19 protein-coding genes and 1 pseudogene are annotated in these 23,308 nt (G+C 60.9%); 8 read left to right on the forward strand and 12 right to left on the reverse strand.

Going from position 1 to position 23,308, the window contains the following annotated elements; all coding sequences use genetic code 11:
- Window positions 1-13: 13 nt before the first annotated feature.
- The gene (locus ASD68_RS15360; protein ID WP_056608317.1) at window positions 14-601 is read right to left on the reverse strand and encodes a LemA family protein; all 588 of its coding nucleotides are present in this window, start codon (window positions 599-601) and stop codon (window positions 14-16) included.
- A gap of 55 nt (window positions 602-656) precedes the next feature.
- Between ASD68_RS15360 and ASD68_RS15365 the strand changes: the two genes are divergently transcribed.
- On the forward strand, window positions 657-1,964 hold the full coding sequence (locus tag ASD68_RS15365) for a serine hydrolase domain-containing protein (protein WP_056608320.1): 1,308 nt from the start codon (window positions 657-659) through the stop codon (window positions 1,962-1,964).
- Window positions 1,965-2,055: 91 nt separating this feature from the next.
- Here ASD68_RS15365 and ASD68_RS15370 read toward each other — a convergent pair whose 3' ends face one another.
- The 8 genes and pseudogenes from ASD68_RS15370 to ASD68_RS15405 form a co-directional block, all read right to left on the reverse strand.
- A complete protein-coding gene (locus ASD68_RS15370; protein ID WP_056608323.1) occupies window positions 2,056-3,066 on the reverse strand; it encodes an energy transducer TonB in 1,011 nt (336 codons plus the stop codon).
- Window positions 3,067-3,784: 718 nt separating this feature from the next.
- Window positions 3,785-4,039 (reverse strand): annotated as a pseudogene (gene metJ / locus ASD68_RS17480) (met regulon transcriptional regulator MetJ); the annotation flags it as partial.
- A 554-nt stretch (window positions 4,040-4,593) separates the two neighbouring features.
- Complete coding sequence (gcvH, locus tag ASD68_RS15380) at window positions 4,594-4,989, reverse strand: glycine cleavage system protein GcvH (RefSeq protein WP_007080625.1); 396 nt, start codon at window positions 4,987-4,989, stop codon at window positions 4,594-4,596.
- 97 nt (window positions 4,990-5,086) lie between these two features.
- Window positions 5,087-6,187: a glycine cleavage system aminomethyltransferase GcvT gene (gene gcvT, locus ASD68_RS15385; protein ID WP_056608325.1), complete on the reverse strand. Its 1,101-nt coding sequence runs from the start codon at window positions 6,185-6,187 to the stop codon at window positions 5,087-5,089.
- Between the two features lie 109 nt (window positions 6,188-6,296).
- On the reverse strand, window positions 6,297-6,917 hold the full coding sequence (locus ASD68_RS15390; RefSeq protein ID WP_056608327.1) for an alpha-ketoglutarate-dependent dioxygenase AlkB: 621 nt from the start codon (window positions 6,915-6,917) through the stop codon (window positions 6,297-6,299).
- Window positions 6,918-7,039: 122 nt separating this feature from the next.
- Window positions 7,040-8,947 carry a sulfate adenylyltransferase subunit CysN gene (cysN, locus tag ASD68_RS15395; RefSeq protein WP_056608329.1) on the reverse strand — a complete coding sequence of 636 codons (1,908 nt, stop codon included), beginning with the start codon at window positions 8,945-8,947 and terminating at the stop codon, window positions 7,040-7,042.
- Window positions 8,947-9,861: a sulfate adenylyltransferase subunit CysD gene (gene cysD, locus ASD68_RS15400; RefSeq protein WP_056608331.1), complete on the reverse strand. Its 915-nt coding sequence runs from the start codon at window positions 9,859-9,861 to the stop codon at window positions 8,947-8,949. Before cysD ends, cysN begins: the two co-directional genes overlap by 1 nt.
- A gap of 302 nt (window positions 9,862-10,163) precedes the next feature.
- Window positions 10,164-11,561: an amidase gene (locus tag ASD68_RS15405; RefSeq protein WP_056608333.1), complete on the reverse strand. Its 1,398-nt coding sequence runs from the start codon at window positions 11,559-11,561 to the stop codon at window positions 10,164-10,166.
- Between the two features lie 211 nt (window positions 11,562-11,772).
- Between ASD68_RS15405 and ASD68_RS15410 the strand changes: the two genes are divergently transcribed.
- From ASD68_RS15410 to ASD68_RS15440, 7 genes are all read left to right on the forward strand, one after another.
- Window positions 11,773-13,380 (forward strand): electron transfer flavoprotein-ubiquinone oxidoreductase, encoded by a 1,608-nt coding sequence (locus ASD68_RS15410; RefSeq protein ID WP_056085411.1) that lies wholly within the window; start codon window positions 11,773-11,775, stop codon window positions 13,378-13,380.
- 6 nt (window positions 13,381-13,386) lie between these two features.
- Complete coding sequence (locus tag ASD68_RS16695) at window positions 13,387-14,037, forward strand: sulfotransferase family 2 domain-containing protein (RefSeq protein ID WP_082546098.1); 651 nt, start codon at window positions 13,387-13,389, stop codon at window positions 14,035-14,037.
- 121 nt (window positions 14,038-14,158) lie between these two features.
- A complete protein-coding gene (locus tag ASD68_RS15420; RefSeq protein WP_343123444.1) occupies window positions 14,159-16,273 on the forward strand; it encodes a glycosyltransferase in 2,115 nt (704 codons plus the stop codon).
- A gap of 102 nt (window positions 16,274-16,375) precedes the next feature.
- A complete protein-coding gene (locus ASD68_RS15425; RefSeq protein WP_056608342.1) occupies window positions 16,376-17,122 on the forward strand; it encodes an electron transfer flavoprotein subunit beta/FixA family protein in 747 nt (248 codons plus the stop codon).
- 103 nt (window positions 17,123-17,225) lie between these two features.
- A complete protein-coding gene (locus ASD68_RS15430; RefSeq protein ID WP_056608345.1) occupies window positions 17,226-18,167 on the forward strand; it encodes an FAD-binding protein in 942 nt (313 codons plus the stop codon).
- A gap of 22 nt (window positions 18,168-18,189) precedes the next feature.
- Entirely contained in the window at window positions 18,190-19,341 is a 1,152-nt protein-coding gene (gene wecB / locus ASD68_RS15435; protein WP_056608348.1) for a UDP-N-acetylglucosamine 2-epimerase (non-hydrolyzing), read from the forward strand.
- 74 nt (window positions 19,342-19,415) lie between these two features.
- Window positions 19,416-20,075 carry a class I SAM-dependent methyltransferase gene (locus ASD68_RS15440; RefSeq protein ID WP_156458436.1) on the forward strand — a complete coding sequence of 220 codons (660 nt, stop codon included), beginning with the start codon at window positions 19,416-19,418 and terminating at the stop codon, window positions 20,073-20,075.
- A gap of 329 nt (window positions 20,076-20,404) precedes the next feature.
- Here ASD68_RS15440 and ASD68_RS15445 read toward each other — a convergent pair whose 3' ends face one another.
- The 3 genes from ASD68_RS15445 to ASD68_RS15455 are packed head-to-tail and all read right to left on the reverse strand — an operon-like array spanning window position 20,405 to window position 23,242.
- A complete protein-coding gene (locus tag ASD68_RS15445; protein ID WP_056608353.1) occupies window positions 20,405-21,760 on the reverse strand; it encodes a glycosyltransferase family 39 protein in 1,356 nt (451 codons plus the stop codon).
- Between the two features lie 56 nt (window positions 21,761-21,816).
- Window positions 21,817-22,218 (reverse strand): GtrA family protein, encoded by a 402-nt coding sequence (locus ASD68_RS15450; RefSeq protein WP_082546099.1) that lies wholly within the window; start codon window positions 22,216-22,218, stop codon window positions 21,817-21,819.
- The gene (locus ASD68_RS15455) at window positions 22,211-23,242 is read right to left on the reverse strand and encodes a glycosyltransferase family 2 protein (protein WP_235578764.1); all 1,032 of its coding nucleotides are present in this window, start codon (window positions 23,240-23,242) and stop codon (window positions 22,211-22,213) included. Before ASD68_RS15455 ends, ASD68_RS15450 begins: the two co-directional genes overlap by 8 nt.
- Between the last annotated feature and the right edge of the window lie 66 nt (window positions 23,243-23,308).

Consider the following 23,308-nt stretch of genomic DNA (forward strand, 5'->3'; position numbering starts at 1 on the left):
GACGCGATGACGATCAGCTGAAGGAAACCTTCGGCACGTCGCGCACGGCCGGGTCTTCGATCTTCAACGGCTCGGCCGCCACGAAGCCGAAGCTGTTGGCCACCACCGACGCCGGAAAGACTTCGCGCTTGTTGTTGTAGGTCAGCACCGAATCGTTGAACGCCTGCCGCGCGAAGGCCACACGGTTTTCCGTGGAGGTGAGCTCCTCGGACAACTGCATCATGGTCTGGTTGGCCTTCAGGTCGGGGTACGCTTCCTGCAACGCGAACAGATGCCCCAGGGTCTGTGTCAACGCGTTCTCGCTGCCGGCCAGCTGTTGCATCGCTGCGGGGGCGCCGGGGTTGGCCTTGGCGCCGGCCAAACCGTTCACGGCCGCATTGCGCGCCTGCACCACGGCCTCCAGCGTGCCGCGTTCGTGGGCAAGGTAGCCCTTGGCCGTTTCCACAAGGTTGGGAATCAGATCGTGTCGGCGCGTAAGCTGCACGTCTATCTGCGCGAAAGCGTTCTTGTAGCTGTTGCGCGAGGTAACCAGTCCGTTGTAGATCGCCACGAAGTACAAGACAATCAAAACGACTACTACCAGCAAAATAATCAGGCTCATCGGTATCGCCTCCTCTCCCCAGCACGTGTTCGCGCCGCAACGAAATCAGAATAACATGCCGTTTCGAAAGATATTTTTGGTCGCCGCCGGTGCACTCTCCCTGGCTTGCGCACCGCTTGACACAAGTAACGCCGCGCCCGTCGCCCCGGCTTCGACCACCCCCGCCCCTGGCGTGCAGAAGCTGCCGCCGGCGCGCGTCAAGGCCACGCTCGACGACTATCGCCAATGGCTGAATACGCTGGGCAAGCGTGATGCCGTGGCCGGCCTGGCCACGGCCGTCGTGATCGGCGACAAGGTGGTGTTCGAGGGGACGGTCGGCTACGCCGACGCGGCGACGAAGGAGCCGGTCACACCGAAGACGGTCTTCCGGCTGGCGTCATTGTCAAAGGCCTTCGCCACCGCGATCACAGGCTTGCTGGTCGACGACGGCAAGCTCGGCTGGGATACCCGGCTCATCGATGTGCTGCCGTACTTCAAGCTGAAGGATGCGCACGCTTCCGATCAGGCCACGGTCGGTGACATCCTCGGCCAGCGGCTGGGCTTGCCACGCAACACCTACGACAACCTGCTCGAAGGCGACGTGCCGTACCAGGAGCTGGTGCGCAAGCTGGACGAAGTCGACATGACCTGCGGCATCGGCCAGTGCTACGGCTACCAGAACGTGGCGTTCGGCATGATCGGCGATGTGCTGTTCGCACGCACGGGCGACTTCTTCTATCACCTGGTGGACAAGCGGTTGTTCTACCCGCTGGGCATGACCACGGCCAGCTACGGGTTGGCCGCGCTGGAAACCAGCAAGAGCTGGGCGCGCCCGCATCACGCCAGCCGCCGCGGCTGGATCCCGTTCACGCCCAACGAAACCTATTACCGCGTGGCGCCGGCAGCCGGCGTCAACGCCAGCCTGCGCGACATGGAGAAATGGCTGGTCGCACAAATGGGCGGCCGTCCCGATGTGCTGTCGCCCTCCTTGCTCAAGGTGCTGCACGCCCCCGGCGTGGCCACCCCGAGTGAACTGCATGCCACGCCGTGGCGTCGCGGCCGACTCACCGCGGCGCATTACGCACTGGGCTGGCGCGTGTACGACTACGGCGGCGAAACGCTGATCTACCACGCCGGCGCAGTGGCCGGTTACCGCACCATGATCGGCTTCTTCCCCAAGTATCAGGTCGGTGTGGTCACCTTGTGGAATTCCACCGGACCCACGCCCAGCGGCCTGATGCCGATGGTGCTGGACGGCCTGCTGGGATTGCCACACGTCGACTGGGCCGGTCTCGAACACGCACCGCCACCTTCCCGCCCGGTGCGCAAGGCGGCGCCGAAGCACAAGAAAGCCGTGAGGCACCGGAAGCCCAGCCATCATTGAGCCGGAAGCGCGGACATGCGGTACCGCGCGTCGGTGATGCAAGGTTGAAGGACATGCAAGCTCAACGAACCTGCATGCCCCGGGGCTTCACTCAGCGCAACTTGAACTCGATGCGCTGCTGCTGCTTGCTGGCCGTCGGCACGCCACCTCGCGTCGCCGGGGTGAACACGTATCGGCCCACGGCTTCTATCGCGGCACGGTCGAAGACACGACGAGGTTCCGAACTCACCACGTCGATGTGGCTGGTCCTGCCATCGGGATCGATCATGAAGGACACGATGACCCAGCCTTCCTGCTGCGCCCGCATCGCCGATGGGGGATAGCGCGCCGCCGCGCCCTTGACCAGCACGGCCTCGGTGATTGCGGCATTGTCTTGCGCACTCGGGGCCGGCGCGGTATCAGCCGCTGTCGTCCTTTGCGGCGTACGTGTCGGCTGCGCTTTCTGCTGAGCCGCCACCTGCGCGGCCTGGGCCGCCTGCTGCTCGGCCGCCAGCTTGTCCGCCGCCTCTTTCTGCTGCGCAAGCTCCTGCGCCTTCTGTTGGTCGAGCACCAGTTGCTGCTGCTGCTTGTCCAGCACCTTGCGCTGCGCATCGAGTTTCGAGCGCAGGATGGTCAGGGTGAAATTCGTCGGGTCCGCCTTGGCGAGCAAGTCGATCTGTCGCTGTGCTTCACCGAAGTCACTTCGGTTGATGACCTGCTCCGCCGACGTGGCCGCGAACGGAAACGTCTCACGCAGCGCATCGGTCGCCACCTGGTTGCCCGGCTGCTTCTCAAGCACGCGCAGGTAGAACTCGAACGCATTGTTGCCGGCCGGCGCCAGCAATCGTTGCTCCCTTACCGCCTTGCCCGCTTCGGAAAGGAGCTCGCTGGTACCCATCGCCTGCACATTGGCTGGCGGTGGCGCGGCGTTGGACGTGGTGGCTGCCACCGGTGTGGAAGGATGACCACCCGCATCAGCCAGCACTTGCGCCTGGTACGGGCGCACGATCAGGAACCATGCGGCGATGGCCAGCAAACCGATGACGACCAGAATGGCAATGGCCACGGGCCTGAACGCACCGCGCGAACGCCGGCGCGAATGAAGTGTATTTCGGGTATCCATAGTCTCTCGCTGAGTGTCGATAGATACCCGCGCTTTTTTCCCCCTGTAGATCCAGGAGCGACCGGTCCCCTGACAGGCCGCAGCGCGGATGTGCGACAAGGTAACCCCAAACGAAGTGGCACGGCAAATCAACGTTCAACGTATCGTTTGCGCGGGCGGCGGCAGGGCCGGCGTGGACGGCGACGTCCTGCGAACGAGCCGTGCGGCGAGGGCAATCCGGAGAGAACGGTGGTCCGGCAGTTTTGCGTCCCGCGCATAAAACCGGGAGCCGGAAACGAAGCGTCCCGGCCAGGCCGGGACGAAGACTTTCGAAGTGCTCTCCCCGCGCTGGGCACCGCGGGGAGAGAAAACAACGATGAATGCGACAACGTACAGCGTGTTTCTTGGGTGCTTATTTCTTCGCTTTTGCCTTGGCGGTCTTGGTGGCCTTGACCACCCGAGCCGGTGCAGCTTTCTTGACGGCGGCTTTCTTCGGCGCCGCTTTCTTCGCGGCAACCTTCTTCACCGCAACCTTCTTCACGGCGGCTTTCTTGGCGGCCGCCGGTTTCTTGGCGGCAGCTTTCTTCGGAGCCGCTTTCTTCGCGGCAACCTTCTTCACCGCAACCTTCTTGGCAGCGGCTTTCTTCGCGACCGGCTTCTTCGCTACCGGCTTCTTGGCAGCAACCTTCTTCGCGGTGGATTTCTTGGCGGCCTTCTTGGCGGCCGGTTTCTTTGCAGCAGGTTTTTTGGCAGTGGCCATGGTTCGTCTCAGCTCCTCATCAGTTGGCAGTGGTTGCCCAGTAAAAGCGTGAAGGAACGCTTCGACCAACAAGTCGCTGTTGGTAGCGTGCCGAAGATTGTTGACCTGGCGATACGTGCGCAGATCGGACAGCTTGTGCAGTACGTGAAGCGGAATCGAGACGGTGATCTTGCGTACGGCTGCCGCCTTCTCACCGTGCTCTACATAAGGCTTGATAAATTTTGATGTCGCCATGGCAACGTTCCCCGTTATCTGATGCGAAAGCTAGCCCCGAAGATTTCACCTGTCAATGGATTTTAGGCATGAAATCCATTCGGTTGAAAGGCACCTGGAAGGACTGAAAACCCGTTGCAGTCAGGGTCGCCCCGCCAAGTACCCTTGCATGTCATGGACGTCTATACGTCCATTCCATATTTCACTGAAATTGCAAAAAAGCGCTGTATTGCGCTGGATACGCGCAATAAGGCGCAATAAAAGAAATTCGACCGCCGTGCCTGTCGTTGTGACAAGCATGGCAGGCAACCGCTTTTTTTGGTGCTGCGCATATGAACAGAACGCCACTGAAAGTTCGTCGCGGCGTCGATCACAAGCTGAAAAATAATTCTGCCTGGTCGATCCTGGCGTGACGAAAACGCGACGAAGCGGGTTGTTCGGCACGCAGAAGGCGAAGCGCAACGCGTCCTCGTCGACCGCGTTTTCGCACACACCGATCGTCGATCTGCATCATCGACGAGTCAAAAAAACGACGGCCGCATAGGCGGCCGTCATTCGTTCCGGACACGTCGCGCTCAATGATCTTCGTTTTCGATCAGTGCTTCGTAGTCGTGGGCGTCGAGCAGTTCGTCGAGTTCGGCGCGGTCGCTGGGACGCACCAGGAACATCCATCCATCGCCGTAGGCGTCTTCGTTGATCGTCTCGGGCTTGTCGCCGAGCAGCTCATTGATCTCGACCACCTCGCCGGAGATCGGCGAATAGATATCCGATGCGGCCTTCACCGATTCGACCACGGCCGTGCCGGCACCGGCCACGACGCTGGCGCCGACCTCCGGCAATTCCACATAGACCAAGTCGCCGAGCTGCTCCTGCGCGTGCTCGGAGATGCCCACGCGGACCAGACCATCGTCTTCGGCGCGTGCCCATTCGTGGGACTTCAGGAACTTCAGATCACCGGGTATTTCGCTCATGGTCGGATCCAGTCAGTAAGAGGTTGGGCAGAGTAACGGCGGCAATTCTAGACGCAACCGTTGTGTACAAACCGTGCCATGGGCGCGGTGAAAACGCTCATATGCCAGCGCACGGCTGACCATCGCGGACAAATGGATACTTCACCTGCCGCACCGGCAGCTCGCGACCGCGAATGTCCACGCTGATCTCGCCCGGATCGCCGGCCGGGATGCGCGCGAAGGCCACCGCCTTGTTCAAGGTCGGGGCGAAGCTTCCGGAGAGGATTTCCCCGCTGCCGTTGGCGGTCGTTACGCGCTGGCCGTGGCGCAGCACGCCTTTCTCATCCAGCACCAGGCCGATCATCACGCGGGGCACGCCGGCGGCCTTCATCGCCTCCAGCGGACCTCGGCCGATGAAGTCGCGGCCTTCGTCCAGGGCGATCGTCCAGCCGAGGTTGGCCTCCCACGGCGACACATCGTCATCCATGTCCTGGCCGTAGAGGTTCATGCCGGCCTCCAGGCGCAAGGTATCGCGCGCACCCAGACCGGCCGGGGCGACGCCCGCCTCGCTCAATGCCTGCCACAACGCAACGGCATCGTCATTCGGCAGCATGATCTCGAAGCCGTCCTCGCCGGTGTAGCCGGTGCGCGCGATGAACAGCGGCATGCCGCGCGGGCCCTGCGCCGCGGCCGCGGTGAACTTGCCCAGCGCTTCGATGCGCGGGCGATCCATGGCGTTGAGCAGGTCGAGCACCTTGCCGCGCGCGTTGGGGCCTTGCACCGCGATCATGGCGAAGTCGGGACGCTCCTTCACTTCCACCGCGAAGTCCTGGGCCTGCTGCGTGATCCACGCCAGATCCTTGGCGCGGGTGCCGGCGTTCACCACCAGGCGGAAATGCGCTTCATCGAAGAAGTACACGATCAGGTCATCGATCACGCCGCCGCGTTCGTTGAGCATGCACGAGTACAGCGCCTTGCCCTGTTTCTTCAGCTTGTCGACGTTGTTGGCCAGCAGATGGCGCAGGAACTCGCGCGTGCGCGGGCCGTGCAGGTCGATCACGGTCATGTGCGACACGTCGAACATGCCCGCGTCGCGGCGCACCGCGTGGTGCTCCTCGATCTGCGAGCCGTAGTTGATCGGCATGTCCCAGCCGCCGAAGTCGACCATGCGCGCGCCAAGTGCGCGATGCGTGGCGTTGAGTACGGTCTTTTCGGTCATGGGGAAACGGCTTGAAAGGAAGTGGCTGCATTATCCCCAGCGCAGGCACGCAATCCAAGCGCGCCTCTGGCACTGGACTTCCGCCACAACGCGCGCCATGCACGGAGTATCAGCGCGGTTCGATCCAGCGGAAGGTGAGGTTGATGCGCGGGCCCACGGCGACGCGCGTCTTCGGCAGATCGTGCCGGTACAGCCGCTGGGTGGCGCCAGCCATGCGCAGCACGCTGCCCGGCGGCAACAGCAGGTTCACCGTATCGGCGGGCGATGGCTTGAGCGTGCGCGGCAGGCGCCGACGCAGGCGAAAGCGCCGTTCCGCGCCCAGGCTCAACGATGCGATCAATGGCTGGGCGCCAAGCTCGGGTTCGTCGTCGCTGTGCCAACCCATCGAATCACGGCCATCGCGATAGAGATTGGCGAGCACGCTGTTGAACCGGGCATCGCAGGTCTGCTGCAGGCGTTCGCGCAGTTCGGCCAGCAAGGGCAACCAGGGGCGAGGCTCGAAGCGGGTGCCGGAATAGGCATAGCTGGTGTGTGGATCGCCGATCCAGCAGCTCAACCGCGGCGCAGCCACCTCACGACCGAACAGGCGCAGGCGATGGGTTTCCCACGGGATGGCCGCGTAAAGCGCGGTGAAGGTGGCCGCGGCTTCCTGCGGCCCCAGCCATTGCGACAACAGCGCCACGTCGGCACCGGCCTGCAGATCCACGCGCTGCCATTCGGTCATCGTCATGGCGCGATTATCCGGCAGGCGATGATCCAACTGTAGGAGCGACTTCAGTCGCGATGCTCTTGCCTTGGAATTCCAGAGCAGAAGCGTCGCGACTGAAGTCGCTCCTACAGAAGGGTGGTGGATCAGTCGAGGTCGGGAGCGTTCAGCCGCGCCAGCAGTTGCTGGGTGACCTGCTCGGCCAGTTCCTCGGCGCGTTGGCCGGCGGTGACGAGATGGATATCCGGCGCCTCGGGCTTTTCGTACGGCGAGTCGATACCGGTGAAGTTGCGGATCTCGCCCGCACGCGCCTTCTGGTAGAGGCCCTTCGGATCGCGCGCTTCGCATTCGGCCAGCGTGGTGTCCACGAACACTTCCAGGAACTCGCCGGTGTCGAACAGTTCGCGTGCCGAGCGGCGCTCGCTCTGGTACGGCGAGATCACGCTGACCAGCACGATCAATCCGGCGTCCACCATCAGGTGCGCCACCTCGGCCACGCGGCGGATGTTCTCGACGCGCGCTTCGGGGGTGAAGCCCAGATCCTTGTTGATGCCATGGCGCACGTTGTCGCCATCCAGCAGGTAGGTGTGATAGCCGAGCACGTGCAGGCGCCGCTCCACCAGATTCGCGATGGTGGATTTGCCGGCGCCGGACAAGCCGGTGAACCACAGGCACGTCGGCTGCTGGCCCTTGCTGGAGCCACGCACGGACTTGTCGATATCCATGTGCTGCCAATGCACGTTGGACGAACGGTCCAGCGCGAAATCCAGCATGCCGCAGGCGACCGTGGCGTTGGTCTGCCGATCGATCAGGATGAAGCCGCCCAGCGTGCGGTTGGCGGTATAGGCCTCGAAAGCGATAGCGTCGTCCAGACCCACCGTGCAATAGCCCACCTCGTTGAGATCCAGGTGGCGCGCAGCCAGCTTCGCCTGGCTGTTCACATCCACCTTGTGCTTGATCGACATCACCCGCGCATTGACGGTGCGGGTGCCGATCTTCATCCAGTAGGTGCGGTTGGGCAGCAGGGTGGTGTCGCCCATCCACAGCAGGTGGCAGGTGAACTGGTCGGCCACCGGCGCCGGGCGCAGCGCATCGGCGATCACGTCGCCGCGGCTGGCGTCGATCTCGCGGTCGAAGCAAAGCGTGACTGCCTGCCCTTCGACGGCGCTGTCCAGATCACCATCGGCGGTGACGATGCGATCGATGCGCGCACGCTGCACGCCAGGCTGCACCACGATCTCGTCACCGCGCGAAACGCGGCCACCACTGATGGTGCCGGCGTAACCGCGGAACGACTGATCCGGGCGATTGACCCATTGCACCGGCATGCGGAAATCGTCGGCACGCACCGCCGCCACGTCGACCGTCTCCAGCACCTCCAGCAGGCTTTCGCCCTGGTACCACGGCATGCGCGGCGAACGGCTGCCCACGTTGTCGCCGGTAAGCGCCGCCACCGGCAGGCAATGCACGTCGGTGATGCCCAGGCCCTGCGCCAGTTGCCGGTACTGGGTGGCGATGGTTTCGTAGGTGGCCTGGTCGTAATCGACCAGATCCATCTTGTTCACCGCCAGCACCACGTGGCGGATGCCCAGCAGGCCACATATATAAGTGTGACGGCGCGTCTGCGGCAGCAGTCCCTTGCGCGCATCGACCAGTACTACGGCCAGCTCGGCATTGGAGGCGCCGGTGGCCATGTTGCGGGTGTACTGCTCGTGTCCGGGGCAATCGGCCACGATCAGGCTGCGCCGCGCAGTGTGGAAGTAGCGGTACGCCACGTCGATGGTGATGCCCTGCTGGCGCTCGGCATCCAGGCCGTCGGTGAGCAGGGAGAAGTCCAGTACGTCGCTGCCGTCACCGCGCTGGCGCTTGCTTTCGCGCGCCAGGGTGTCGAGCTGGTCGTCCGACAGCATGCCGGCGTCATACAGCAGGCGGCCCAGCAAGGTGCTCTTGCCGTCGTCCACGCTGCCGCAGGTGATGAAACGCAGCAGGCTCTTGGAAGCCGTGGCCGCGGCCACGGCGGCCGTATCGACGACGATGTCAGGTTGTGCATTCATCAGAAATAACCCTCCTGCTTCTTGCGTTCCATCGAGGCGGTGGGGTCCTGGTCGATCACCCGCCCCTGTCGCTCGGAACTGCGCGAGGTGGCCATCTCCTCGATGATGCTTTCCAGCGTGGTGGCGGAGGATTCCACCGCCCCGGTCAGCGGGTAACAGCCCAGCGTGCGGAAGCGCACCTCCCGCATCTGCACGGTTTCACCCTCGCGCAGGGTGAAGCGCTCGTCGTCGACCATGATCAACGCACCATCGCGCTCGACAATCGGCCGCGGCTTGGCGAAATACAGCGGCACCACCGGGATGTTCTCGCGCTGGATGTACAGCCACACATCCATTTCGGTCCAGTTGGACATCGGGAACACCCGCACGCTTTCGCCCTTGCGGATATGCGTGTTGTAGGTGTGCCACAGCTCGGGACGCTGGTTTTTCGGGTCCCAGCGATGCTGCGCGTTGCGGAACGAGAAGACGCGCTCCTTCGCGCGCGACTTTTCCTCATCACGCCGCGCCCCGCCGATGGCCGCATCGAAGCCGTACTTGTCCAGTGCCTGCTTCAACGCCTGGGTTTTCATCACATCGGTATGCACGGTGGCGCCATGCGTCAGCGGAGAAATGCCCTGGCGCACGCCTTCCTCATTGATATGCACCAGCACGTCTACATCACCTGCTGCTGCCACCTCGTTGCGGAAAGCGATCATCTCGCGGAACTTCCAGGTGGTATCCACGTGCAGCAGCGGGATCGGCGACTTGCCCGGATAGAAGGCCTTGCGCAGCAGATGCAGCAATACCGACGAATCCTTGCCGATCGAATACAGCATGACCGGCTTCTGAAAGCTGGCCATCACCTCGCGAAAAATGTGGATACTTTCCGCCTCGAGGTCATCGAGGTGCGTACGCGGTGTTGCGGGGATGGTCATCAGTGGGAAGCTCGACATCGGGTGGCATCGGGAAACACGCCAACAGACCCAACTGATACGCGTCCCGGGGCACTCATCTTAGGCCAATTTCATGAATAGACGTCCAGACGTCTTTTCATATCTTAATAACACGCGGCCATATGGACAGCCGCCACGGGGGGCGCCCTTCGACTCCAGCCTGCGGCCTACGCTCGGGGTGACCGGCTGGGCGGGACCGTGGCCAACTCCGCCGAACACAAGCCCCCTGAACCGATCGCCCTGAGCGTAGCGCAGCGGAGCCGAAGGGCCACCGCCCGCCAACGCTAGGCAATCACCGGGTACGTCGGCGCCGTATCCAGCGTAGCCGCGCACACTGATGCCAGCTCCAGCAGCCGCAGATCCGAACCCCTGGCGCCCACCAGCTGCAACCCCACCGGCAGCCCATTGGGCAGATGGCCCATCGGCAGGCTCACCGCCGGGCAGCCGGCCAGGCTGGCAAAACTGGTGAGATCGGCCTGGGAATCGGGTACCGGGCCATCCAGCGGGAAAGCACCCTGTGGCGTGGTGGGCAGCACCAGCACGTCGACCTGGGCGAACAGGCGGCGCATCTTCAACGTGGCGGCATCGAGCACGCGGTCGGCGATGGCGTAGTCGGCGGCACTCTTCTTCGCGGCAAAGTCGAGCATGCCGCGGAAGCGCGCGGACACCGGCTTTTCGGTATGGGCCAGGTCGCTGGCGAACGTGCCCAGCATCTCGGCCTCCATCAACAGCAGGCCGGCGCGGCGGGTGCGGCTGAAATTCCAGTCGGCGAAATCGACGGTGCGACGGTCGCTGAGGGCGTGCGGCAGTTTCGCCATCGCCGCCTCGAACACTTCGATCACCTCGGGCTCCACGCCTACGGCGGCCAGGTTCGGCAGCAGGCCCACGCGCAGGTGGCCCGGCTCCCAGTCGGGCAAGGCGAACGCCACCCGGCGGCGGCGCGAGCGTGCATCGTCGGCGTCGTAACCGGCCAGCACCTGCAGCAGCACGGTGAGGTCGTCGGCGCTGCGCGCCAGCAGGCCGACCGCATCGAGCCGGCGCGCGGCCGTCACCATGCCACGGGCGGAGATTTCGCCATGGGTGGGCTTGAGCCCGTAGACGCCGCAATAACTGGCCGGGATACGCACCGACCCCAGGCTGTCCGACGCCACCGCGGCCACCGCCAGCCCCGCCGCCACGGCCGCCGCCGCGCCGCCGGACGAACCGCCCGCGGTGTAACCGTGCCGGTGCGGATTATGGGTGGCGCCAAAATGCGGGTTGTCGGTGGCGGCGCCCAACGCGCCTTCATCCATATTGGTCTTGCCGATCAGCAAGGCGCCGGCCGCGCGCAACCGGGCGGTGACGTGGGCATCGTCCTGTACCGGCGTGTTGCGATCGGGCAGGCCCGCCCGGGTCGGCCAGCCAGCAACGTCGAAGTTGTCTTTCACCGCCAGCGGAATCCCGTCGAGCCGGCCGATCACGCCGTCGCGGCGGCGGCGATCCGCCATTTGCGCCTGGTCGTGCAGCAAACCGGCGCGCACATCCACGTAACTGTTGAGTTGCGGGTCGATCCGCTCGATCGCGCTCAGGTAGGCATCGGCCAGCGCCTGCGGCTGGACCCTGCCGACGGCCAGCCAGTGCAGCAATTGACACAGACTGGCGCGGCGCAGTTCGAAATCGGCGATCGGTGGCGTTTGATTCATGAGCATTCCCTTCGGATCGTGCCCTGATTATCGCCATTGAACGCAAGTCGATTGCAAGCGCCGGTGCGTCTTCACACGCATATCACGACGCCGCCAACAGTCGCGTGTTTCCGCCTGCGTTGCCGCGCAGCACGCGAAACCGGACAATACGCAGTGGTATCGCGCATCCTTGGCGCCATGCCGCCCTTCCCACCTGCTGCCGGAGTCCGCGATGAGCGAACGCGAAACCATGGAATACGACGTTGTCGTGGTCGGCGCGGGGCCGGCCGGGCTGTCGTTTGCCATCCGGCTGAAGCAGCTCAAGCCCGACGTCAACGTCTGCGTGATCGAGAAGGCCTCGACCATCGGCGCGCACATCCTGTCCGGCGCCGTGATCGAGCCGCAGCCGCTGGATGCGCTGCTGCCGGGCTGGCGCGACAACCCGCCGCCGATCTGCATCCCGGCCGGCGAGGACCAGTTTTTCCTGCTCAGCAAGACCGGCGCGCGCAAGCTGCCGCTGCCGCCGGGCATGCACAACCACGGCAACTTCATCGTGTCGCTGGGCGCGCTGTGCGCCTGGCTGGCGCCGCAGGCCGAGGCGCTGGGTGTCGACGTGTTCCCCGGCTTCGCCGCCGCCGACAACATTTACAACGAGGATGGCTCGGTCGCCGGCGTGCGCATCGGCGACATGGGCGTAGCCAAGGACGGCACGCACAAGCCCGGCTACACCGAAGGCATCGACATCAAGGCCAAGGTCACCGTGCTGGCCGAGGGCGCGCGCGGCAGCCTCACCAAGCAGCTCGTCAAGCGCTTCAAGCTGGATGCGGACAGCGACCCGCAGGGCTATTCCATCGGCATCAAGGAGCTGTGGCAGGTGCCCGCCGGCCGCGCCACGCCCGGCAAGATCGTGCACAGCTTCGGCTGGCCGGCCGACACGCGCACCTATGGCGGCGGCTTCATCTATCACCTCGATGGCGACCGCATCGCGCTGGGTTACGTCAGCGGCCTCGACTACAGCGACCCCGAATACAAGCCGTGGGAAGCGTTCCAGCAATGGAAGCACCACCCGCTGATCAAGCCCCTGCTGGAAGGCGGCAGCATCCTCTCCGCCGGCGCGCGCGCGATGGCCACCGGCGGCTTCCAGTCCCTGCCCAAGGTGGAAATGCCCGGCGCACTGCTGATCGGCGACACCGCCGGCCTGCTCAACGTGCCCAAGATCAAGGGCACGCACCAGGCCATCAAGAGCGGCATGCTGGCCGCCGAGCACGTGGCCGAAACACTCGATACCCGCGGCTTCGACGCGCGCCTGCGCGGGTCGGACGTGATGGCCGAACTGAAAAAAGTGCGCAACGTGAAGCCCGGCTTCAAGAAAGGCCTGTGGTTCGGCATGGCCAATGCGGCCTGGGAAACCGTCACCGGCGGCGCCTCGCCGTGGACGCTGAAGAACAAGGCGGACTGGTCATCGCTGCACAAGCTCGGCGAATACGACGAGCCCGAGCGCGACTACGTGCAACGCACCCTGCCCCCGCGCGACCGCCTGGCCAGCGTCTACTTCGCCGCTACCGAACACGACGAAGACCAGCCCATCCACCTGCACGTGGCCGACACCGACATCTGCGCGACCAAGTGCGTCGAGGAATACGACAACCCCTGCACCCGCTTCTGCCCGGCCAACGTCTACGAGATGGTGGCCGACGAAACCCAGCCACACGGCAAGCGCCTGCAGATCAACTCAGCCAACTGCGTGCACTGCAAGACCTGCGACATCAAGGACCCGTACGAGATCATCACCTGGGTCACGCCCGAGGGTGGTTCGGGGCCGAATTACCAGAACCTGTGATATGAAATGCTGATATCTCATAGACATAAATTTTTATATTTCGTCATCCCCAAATGTGGCTCTGCGACGCTGAGGCAGTCGCTCGCCCCGCATGCGGACATCGGATGGCCAGTCAACAATTATGAGCAACACGTGCCCATCAAACGATTTCTGCTTACTCCGGAAGCACCGCTACTTAGCACCTACTTTCGATTTACATTTACTCGCAACCCCTACGACAGGATCTACTCAGGTTATCTGCAGGATAGATTCGCAAGCGAACACTATCCCCGTTGGACCAAGGAGAAAAAGCCCATCTTCGACGAGATCGGGGAAGACTTTGCGGCTTATCTTGAACATTACGTCTCCACTGCCGACATAGGGTCAGACTGGAGATGGATATGTTTTTGTCCAATGACGGAGTTTGCCACCCTGGATGGAAAGAACATGCTTGATTTCGTGGGTCGAGCCGAGCACCTCGAAGAAGATATGAACAAGCTGGGCGATGCATTGGGCTTGACCATCCAAAAGGCACCGGACCACAACGTGCGAACGGGAACATGTTCGGAGTCTCTGAAATATATCGATAAGTACACCCCGCGCAGCATACAGATCGTTAATGATCTCTACGCGCAGGATTTCGCAAACTTCGGCTATACGATGCTGGACCCAGCGTAGGGAACAGGATCAGGTGAACAGAGTCGACGTTTAACGCTCTCACCCCCGGTAAATAAAATGGAAGAACGCACTTACCGGCCACCGCGCCGCCCTGTTTTCTTGTAATCATCGACACACACCATTGGCGCGGCAAACCGTCGCGAGGATTATCAACCTGAACAGCATGTTGACATGGCATGGCAAGCGATTGCTTTACCTGTTGAGCCGGATAGTTAGCAGCACGAAGCAGCGCGGCCTGTATGCCACGTGGATCCGGATCACACAGGAACTTCGATCGGCCGCAAAGCCTGACGAGGCTCTATCGCTGCTATCTCTTGACACACCCCGCAATGCATTTTCTTTGCCGACCAGCGACGCGCCTCGGGTATCGGTAATCATCCCGATCCACGGCAAGATCACTTATACGCTGGCCTGCCTGCGATCGATTGCGCAACACGGTGCAGCCGCGCGGTTTGAGGTGATCGTGGTGGATGATGCCTCTCCGGATGACAGCCTCGCAGCACTGGCGGAGGTGACTGGTCTGCGCGTGCTACGTAATGTGGTCAATCTCGGCTTTGTCGGTAGTTGCAACGCCGGCGCGGCTCAGGCACGTGGCACCCATCTTCTATTCCTCAACAACGATACCCAAGTCACTGCCGGCTGGCTGGATCGACTGCTTGACTGTTTCAACGAAGAGGCGGATTGCGGCATTGCGGGAAGCCGATTGGTCTATCCCGATGGGCGCCTGCAGGAAGCCGGCGGACTCGTCTACGCCAACGGCAGTGCGTGGACTGTAGGCCGCTTCGAAAAGCGGGACAACCCGCGTTTCCTCCACCGCCGCGACGTGGATTACGTCTCCGGCGCAGCAATGATGATCGAAACGGCACTGTTTCGCACGATTGGTGGCTTCGATGTGCGTTATGCGCCTGCCTATTGCGAAGACATGGATCTCTGCTTCGCTGCAAGAGCTGCCGGGCGTCGCGTAGTCTACCAACCCGAGAGTCTGGTAATTCACTGCGAGGGCATAAGCTCGGGGCTCGATCCATTTTCCGGTGTGAAGCGATACCAGGTGATCAATCGCGGAAAATTCGCGGAAAAATGGAGCACCATACTAGCCCACCACCCCATACCCGGGACGCGAGTGGAACAGGCGATTCAGCACCGTGCGGGCCGCCACATACTGATCGTCGACGCCCTGGCACCAGAGCCGAATCGTGACTCAGGCTCGCTGCGACTCGTAAATATCATGCGGCTGCTACGCGAACAGGGTTGGCGCATTACGTTCATGGCCGACAACCGGCGGGCCAGCACAGATGAAATCACCAGACTGGGCAGGTTGGGCGTACATGTACTGTGCAAGCCTTGGGCGCCGATACTGGCCTCTTGGCTGACGACGAATGGCGACACGCTTGACGCAGTAATGCTATGCCGACACTACATTGCCGAGCCACATCTTCCTCTGGTGCGCCGATTAGCACCGAATGCGACGGTACTGTTCGACACAGTCGACCTGCATTTTCTGCGGGAGCAACGCGCCGCCAACCACAGCGGCAAAGCCGCGCTTGCCCGGCAAGCGCGGGCATCGCGCGAGCGCGAATTGGGGTTGATCGCTGCTGCCGATGTGACTTTCGTGGTGAGTCCGGTAGAACACGCCATGCTGCAGGAACTTGTCCCAGGAGCACGTGTGCAGTTGCTCTCCAATGTGCACGAAGTCTACGGCCGTTCACGAGCCTTCGACGGACGTCACGGGCTGGTATTCGTTGGTGGGTTCGGTCACACACCCAACATGGATGCGGCGCACTGGCTAGTGGATGAGATCCTCCCGCGTGTGCAATCCGTGCGACCGGACATCCCCCTGCACCTAATCGGCGATATGCCGGCGAACGAGCGCCACACACTCGCACGGCCCGGCGTGACCATTCATGGCCGCGTTGACGACCTCATGCCCTGGATGCGTGACTGTCGTATTGCCGTGGCACCTTTGCGCTACGGTGCCGGCGTAAAGGGCAAGGTCAACATGTCCATGAGTCATGGCCTGCCTGTAATCGCCACACCAATGGCTGCCGAAGGCATGTGGCTGACCGACGGTCGCGATGTGCTGCTGGCAAGCGACGCTGACGAGTTCGCCTCGGCGATCCTGCGCCTTCATGACGACGAAGCGCTCTGGCTTGCCCTCTCCGACGGGGGACTGGCCAACGTAAGCGCCCATTTCTCCTTCGACGCCGCCCGCGAAACCTTGCGCCGCAGCCTGAGCTAGCCAACAGCCGCCTACTGTTCTCAGACAAGCTTTTACGACCGAGGTAGAATCGTGGCTTTCCCCTGGGGCCGCATGGCGCCGCCAAGGCTAAGGAACCCGCAAATGAAAATTCTGGTCGGCTACAAGCGCGTCGTGGATTACAACGTGCGCATCCAGGTCAAACCCGACGGCAGTGGTGTGGTGACCGATGGCGTCAAGCTTTCCGCCAATCCATTCGACGACATCGCGCTGGAAGAAGCCCTGCGCCTGCGCGAGAAAGGCGTGGCCGAGGAAGTGATCGTGGTCGGCATCGGCCCGGCCAACCTCACTGCCCACCTGCGCAATGGCCTGGCCATGGGCGCCAACCGCGCCATCCACGTGGCCACCGAAGACGCGGTGCAGCCGCTGACCGCCGCCCGCGTCTTCCTGAAGCTGATCGAGAAAGAGCAGCCCGGCCTGGTGATCCTGGGCAAGCAGGCCATCGACGACGACGCCAACCAGACCGGCCAGATGCTGGCGGCCCTGTGGGATCGCCCGCAGGCCACCTTCGCCGGCAAGGTCGAGATCGCCGATGGCAAGGCCACGGTGACCCGCGAAGTCGACGCGGGCCTGGAAGTGATCGAGGCCGACCTGCCCGCCGTGATCACCACCGACCTGCGCCTCAACGAGCCGCGCTTCATCAAGCTGCCCGACATCATGAAGGCCAAGTCCAAGCCCATCGACGTGATCGAATTCGGCTCACTCGGCGTTGAGGCGCACGACCACCTGAAAACCACGCATTACGCCGCGCCCGCCAAACGCAGCAAGGGCGTGATGGTGAAGGACGCCGCCGAACTGGTCGCCGCACTGAAGCAGAAAGGCCTGCTGTAACCCCTCATACCTGTAGGAGCCCACCCTGTGGGCGACGCTTTTCAATAACCACAAAGAGCATCGCCCACAGCGCGGGCTCCTACATGAAGCTTCGGAGACACTCATGAGCAAGATTCTCGTCATCGCCGAACACCTCGGCGGCAAGCTGAACTCATCCACCGCGCGCGCCGTCAGCGCTGCCGCCGCCATCAAGGGCGATGCCATCGACGTGCTGGTGCTGTCCGACGCCCCCGACGCCATCGCCGCGGAAGCCGCGAAGATCGAAGGCGTGAGCCGCGTGCTGACCGTCGCCAAGCCTGAGAACGCGCATCCGCTGGCTGCCGTGCTGGCACCGCAGATCGCCAAGGCCGCCGATGGCTACAGCCATGTGTTTGCGCCTTCCACCACGTTCGGTAAGGACATCGCCCCGCGCGTGGCTGCGCTGCTGGGTGTGGCCCAAGTCAGCGACGTGATGAGCGTCGAGGCCGCTCACACGTTCAACCGTCCCATCTACGCCGGCAACGCCATCATCACCGTCGAAGCCGATGCCAATCACACCGTGGTCGCCACCATCCGCACCGCCTCGTGGTCGGCGGCCGCCTCGGGCGCCAATACCGCGCCAGTCGAGGCACTGACCATCGACGTTCCGCTGCCCACCCACACCCGCTTCGTGGAACTGAACCAGGGCAGCAGCGACCGTCCCGACCTGCAAAGCGCCGCCAAAGTTGTCTCTGGTGGCCGTGGTGTCGGCTCGAAGGAAAACTTCGACATCATCTACAAATTCGCGGACAAGATCGGCGCCGCCGTCGGTGCCTCGCGCGCCGCCGTCGATGCCGGCTACTGCCCGAACGAAATGCAGGTCGGCCAGACCGGCAAGATCATCGCCCCCGAGCTGTACATGGCCATCGGCATCTCCGGCGCCATCCAGCACCTCACCGGCATCAAGGACGCCGGCACCATCGTGGCCATCAACAAGGATGGCGAGGCACCGATCTTCGAGGCGGCGGACTTCGGACTGGTGGGGGATCTGTTCAAGATTCTGCCGGAACTCGAAGCCGCCCTCTAAACCCCAAGGAAGCCATACCCGCATGAGCGCGAATAACAAGAAAGTGATGGTGGTCTTCGGCACAAGACCCGAAGCCATCAAGATGGCCCCGGTCGTCCATGCGCTGAAAGCTCATCCCCACCTCGATCCGATCGTAGTCGTCACGGCGCAGCATCGGCAGATGCTCGACCAGGTGCTGGAAATCTTCGACATCGTGCCGGATTTCGATCTGGACATCATGGAGCCTGGCCAGACGCTCGCGAGCATCACCTCCAAGATCTTACTTGGCATGCCAGCGGTGTTTGCCGAAGCCAAGCCGGATATTGTACTGGTGCACGGCGACACCTCCACCACCCTGGCCACGGCACTCGCTGCGTTCTACGCGCGTATCCCCGTGGGTCATGTCGAGGCTGGGCTGCGTACCGGCAACATGGATGCACCTTGGCCCGAAGAGGCCAACCGCCGGCTCACCGCGCCGCTGTGCAAGTTCCACTTTGCACCCACCGCGCGTTCCCAGGCCAACCTGCTCGCCGAGAACATTGCCGCGGGCAGCATCGTGGTCACCGGCAACACGGTGATCGATGCCCTGCTTCAGGTGGACGAGCGACTGCGCACCGACGCCACTCTGCGCGACGGCATGAAAGCGCGCTTCCCTTTCCTGGATCCCGCCAAACGGCTATTGCTGGTGACCGGTCATCGTCGTGAGAACTTTGGCGACGGCTTCGAGCGCATCTGCGAGGCCCTCGCCACCCTCGCGCAGCGCACCGACATTCAGATCGTTTACCCCGTGCACTTGAATCCTCACGTGCAGGAACCGGTACGGCGACATCTTTCGGACCTGTCGAACGTCCACCTGATCGAGCCGCAGGAATACCTGCCGTTCGTCTACCTCATGCAACGGTCATTCGTGATCCTCACCGACTCGGGCGGTGTTCAGGAAGAGGCCCCTTCGCTGGGCAAGCCGGTACTAGTGATGCGCGACACGACCGAGCGGCCGGAAGCTGTTGACGCCGGAACAGTCATCCTGGTGGGAACGGACGACAAGAGAATTATCGAAGACGTAACTCATCTGTTTGAGGATGAGCATGCCTACAAGCAGATGGCCACGGCGCACAATCCTTACGGTGATGGCAAAGCGTCCGGTCGGATTGCCTCAACCATCATGAGCCACGCGACCGCCATTCAAGTCGCTTAGTCGGCCACACCGTTGCATCCTGCCGAGGATCACTCCCATGTCCTTCGCTCTTGGTCCGAATCACGGAGGTGTTCATGGCGACTTCTCAGTTCAATCCCATCGAGTACTGGGAACATCGTCATCGGGAGCTGAAGGACGACCACCGCAATGTCGGCAACCGGGGGCTGACTTCTGCACAGAACTTCCGAATGCTCTGCAACAAGGCGCTTCGTATCGCTCGCGAGTTGGGTGCGCTAAACCTGCCCCACGGTTCAAGTGTGCTTGATGCAGGGTGCGGCGCAGGTGTCGTCGCCAACCTGCTGGCAGATGCTGATTTCGATGTGACAGGGATTGACTGCTCCAGCACCGCCCTCGAGTCGGCCCGAATCGACAGCAAGGCGAGTTTCGAGCGCGGTGAACTGGACAGCTTCGACATGGGTCGGGTCTACGACGCCGTGCTTTGCCTTGACGTGCTCTACCATGTAGTTACCGATGAGGAATGGCGCAACAGCCTTCGCAACCTGGCCCGACACATGAAGTTCCAAGGTCACCTGCTGATCATCGAGTATTTTGAGAAGGGAACCCAGAAATCCGCGGACTATGTTTGCTGGCGCAGCGCGGCTCAATACGCTGACGTATTCCAGACACTGGGGCTTACGCTGGTGGACATGCGAGATTTCCTCTACCCGGCGACCAAGTTCAACAAAACGTTGCTGGTTGTCCGACGTGCCGGTGCAGCTGCATTATCTGGATGATGCGCTATTGAATGGACGATCGTCGGGGGCCTGGCAATCTGCCGCATCGCTGGGAAAATCAGCCACGCTTCACACTTATGCTCCAGCTCAGCTTCGAAGGAAACTTTTGGCATTCGAGAGTATCTGCCGTAATCGCAACGCCAAAGCCAGGATAAATCCAACCCGCCATATCCATTGAACATGAAGACTGTACCGAGCCTACTCGGCACCGATCCCAGGGCTTGGCAGACGCAGCATCGTCGGTGTTTTTCATCCCGCGAAGTCAAGAGAGCCCAATCGTCCTTGTTAGTCCCACGGGCCCATTTCCCAACTGCGACGACCATTTCACCCTAGTCGCCGGCAAGATCAGCCACGACTGAGTCCTTAGCTATTCCAGATTTCTTACGAGGACTGATGACTTCCATTGTTCTAATTTTAACTATCGTGAAAATTCCTTTGCAATAGAGCAGCGCTTGATTTGTACCTAGCGCCGCCATGACGATCATTCCGGGAATTGCAAAAAATCCATAACGAGAATTAGGAAGGAAGAAAAGAGACAGAACAACGTAACCAAGAATCGTCACCTTGAGGTATTTTCTAGCACCTACGCCATACATCACTGAAAAAATTGCTGAGAAAATCAATATAAAATATTGAGCTCCGTACACGAAAAAATTAAACGAGGCGAAATTTGGCAAATACCCCAACCAGGCGGCCGGAACGCGAAATAGCCAATAAGCCTTGCCCGCAGTAAACCAAGCTAGCCAAAGGTCTGGGTGCTCATTAAATCCTGCCAATATTCTGGCAAATGCAAACCCTCCTTGACCCAGCCCACTTTCTCTTGCCTCCCGTAACATCGTTGGATATTGATCCGCAAAAAACGGATTCGCTCCAGCGAGCAGGGGATTCCCCCCATGTGATGTAAACATCAACTCATGAAACACAAGATAGTTCCGCAGGAACCAAGGACCGAAAATCAAAGCGGCGCCAAGCGCCCACATGGTAAAAATGCGTAAACAGTCCCTGCCGGAATGTCTAAATAGCACCGGCATGGCCGCCAGAACAATCAATGGCGCCGGCGTCGGCCGAAATAGCACGGCAACGCAAAAGCAGATCGAAAACAGGAAGTGGGGACGAAGATTCTTTACGTTGATGGTTTTAATATACAAATACAAACTGAGGTAGGCCAGAAAGATAGCCGGCGTCTCCGTGAGAGTCGTCCGAAAAAAGTGTAGCGGACTGAAATATGTCGCATACAATAATGAAGCCAATAGCGCGACTGAATTCGTACCGCCCAGCATGATAGACAAATAAAACACGATAAAAACGGTGCCCACGCTCATCATTAGATTGAACACTTGAACCGTTTTGAGACGGGAAACGTGAGCGACGTCAGCCAACATGAAGGACGCGGCAAGATATACGGGCTGCCCTGGTGTTATCCTGGCATTTGGCTCGTCATCGTTATAGCCATATATATGCTTTGTCAGCATCTGGTCCGCCATCTTGGCATACAGTGCGGCATCCCTGGACCCAAACGTGGATATGTCGGCCCCGTATTTTCCTGGCATATTGAAAACTTTTCCCGGATTCGCCGCGAGAAAGGAGAGATGAAGAATTAGAGAAATAATAAGTGCAGGAAAGACCCATCTGTGCCTGACAATCCACCCCACTAACTTCCTGCGCCGGATGATATTCATATCCATGGATCTCAATGAAGGTAAAAAACCGCCGAAGCAGAGCGCATCTCGCCAACCAATGATTACTTATAGACCCACTGCCTCATTATGGCGAAGCTGCAGACCGCAAGCAAAACTTCAACCAACGGCTTCGCATACCAAGCCCCCTGAATGCCGAGCCACGCATAAGCAGCCTGTACAACAAAGGTGCTGATCGCCGTCAGCAGGATCCAGGTCAGCAGATATCTCAGCAACCTTTTCTTTCCCAACTTGGCCTCATTCCCTTTGAAAGTAAGACTTCCGTTCAGCACGAATCCGCCAATTGCAGCCAAGAGACGCGACGCTACATTCGCCCCTGACGCAGGGTAACCCAGCCATGTCAGAAGTATGAAGATGGAGGTATCACATGCAAACTGAATTGCACCAATAAGGAGGAATAATAACCCTTGGTTATGGACTTTGTGATGAAAATTGTCATCACGCATTTTCAACTTCGTCTCTGATATTCGCGGCTTGCCGACAGATTGGTTTTTTTGGCGTGGAGCCCATATCGATCCCGAGAAATCCTAGAAGCATTTGGACACCGAGGATTACCGTCAACGCCGACAACATGATAACGCCACCAGCGGAGGGCTGCCCTTCTCGGTAAGCCTCTATCCAGTGGTACCCGCCATAACATACACCAAAGCCGGTAAAGGCCACTCCAGCCAGGAGCTCAAGGCTTCCCGCATTCACATCTCTCAGGAAATAATTATAAAATATCCTTTTAAACATATTCTTCACGTGCTTGAATAGAAATTCGCCGAGAATCTTGCTTATCTTGAGATTGCTGCTTTCGTCCTGATATATGGCGACCATGGGAATGTCCTGGACGACAGCCCTTATTGTTCCCAATCGAAACAGCATATCGGTCTCAAAAAAATAGCGGTTGCTTATCTTTTTTAGTGGCAAGAGAGCTGCAACCTTGCTGTGAATTGCGGTGTACCCATTGGTGGGGTCGAAAACATCCCAGTAGCCTGTGGAAAACTTGGCCATCAGGGACAATACCCCGTTGCCGAATATGCGCATCCCCGGCATTTCCGACACACTCTCCAGACTGTAAAATCTATTACCCTTCGTATAGTCCGCGTCTCCATCAAGTATCGGAATGACGAAGTTCTTTATAAGGGATGGATCCATCTGACCATCTCCATCCACTTTGACAATAACGTCCATCTTGTCTTCGATGGCCTTTTTCATGCCTGCCATCACTGCACCACCCACACCGATATTCGCATCATTGAACAGCACAGTCACACGTTCGTCTTCAGATCTCTTGCTGACAAGCACCCCCGTCTCTTCGGGACACTTGTCGTCGACTACGTAGATCCTGCTGACATAGTCCGGGATCTTTTCTAATAATTCGAGGATGTGCTTCTTTACTTTGAAGCATGGGATGACGACCCCGATACGATAATTTTCCTTGACGGGCAAGGGATAATTGTCAGGCCCGCTGATTGTTTCATTCAATGATGTTCTCCCAAACCATCTCTAAGCGTTCCATATGTGACGAGAGGAGCTCCGGAATGCTTCGCT

The sequence above is a fragment of the Rhodanobacter sp. Root627 genome (assembly GCF_001427835.1).
GTDB classification, from domain to species: Bacteria; Pseudomonadota; Gammaproteobacteria; order Xanthomonadales; family Rhodanobacteraceae; genus Rhodanobacter; species Rhodanobacter ginsenosidimutans.

Excerpts from the sequence above, each read along its gene's own strand:
- ASD68_RS15360 (WP_056608317.1), bottom strand. The coding sequence starts at position 601 with ATGAGCCTGATTATTTTGCTGGTAGTAGTCGTTTTGATTGTCTTGTAC.
- ASD68_RS15365 (WP_056608320.1), top strand. The coding sequence starts at position 657 with ATGCCGTTTCGAAAGATATTTTTGGTCGCCGCCGGTGCACTCTCCCTG.
- ASD68_RS15370 (WP_056608323.1), bottom strand. The coding sequence starts at position 3,066 with ATGGATACCCGAAATACACTTCATTCGCGCCGGCGTTCGCGCGGTGCG.
- gcvH (WP_007080625.1), bottom strand. The coding sequence starts at position 4,989 with ATGAGCGAAATACCCGGTGATCTGAAGTTCCTGAAGTCCCACGAATGG.
- gcvT (WP_056608325.1), bottom strand. The coding sequence starts at position 6,187 with ATGACCGAAAAGACCGTACTCAACGCCACGCATCGCGCACTTGGCGCG.
- ASD68_RS15390 (WP_056608327.1), bottom strand. The coding sequence starts at position 6,917 with ATGACGATGACCGAATGGCAGCGCGTGGATCTGCAGGCCGGTGCCGAC.
- cysN (WP_056608329.1), bottom strand. The coding sequence starts at position 8,947 with ATGAATGCACAACCTGACATCGTCGTCGATACGGCCGCCGTGGCCGCG.
- cysD (WP_056608331.1), bottom strand. The coding sequence starts at position 9,861 with ATGACCATCCCCGCAACACCGCGTACGCACCTCGATGACCTCGAGGCG.
- ASD68_RS15405 (WP_056608333.1), bottom strand. The coding sequence starts at position 11,561 with ATGAATCAAACGCCACCGATCGCCGATTTCGAACTGCGCCGCGCCAGT.
- ASD68_RS15410 (WP_056085411.1), top strand. The coding sequence starts at position 11,773 with ATGAGCGAACGCGAAACCATGGAATACGACGTTGTCGTGGTCGGCGCG.
- ASD68_RS16695 (WP_082546098.1), top strand. The coding sequence starts at position 13,387 with ATGCTGATATCTCATAGACATAAATTTTTATATTTCGTCATCCCCAAA.
- ASD68_RS15425 (WP_056608342.1), top strand. The coding sequence starts at position 16,376 with ATGAAAATTCTGGTCGGCTACAAGCGCGTCGTGGATTACAACGTGCGC.
- ASD68_RS15430 (WP_056608345.1), top strand. The coding sequence starts at position 17,226 with ATGAGCAAGATTCTCGTCATCGCCGAACACCTCGGCGGCAAGCTGAAC.
- wecB (WP_056608348.1), top strand. The coding sequence starts at position 18,190 with ATGAGCGCGAATAACAAGAAAGTGATGGTGGTCTTCGGCACAAGACCC.
- ASD68_RS15440 (WP_156458436.1), top strand. The coding sequence starts at position 19,416 with ATGGCGACTTCTCAGTTCAATCCCATCGAGTACTGGGAACATCGTCAT.
- ASD68_RS15445 (WP_056608353.1), bottom strand. The coding sequence starts at position 21,760 with ATGGATATGAATATCATCCGGCGCAGGAAGTTAGTGGGGTGGATTGTC.
- ASD68_RS15450 (WP_082546099.1), bottom strand. The coding sequence starts at position 22,218 with ATGCGTGATGACAATTTTCATCACAAAGTCCATAACCAAGGGTTATTA.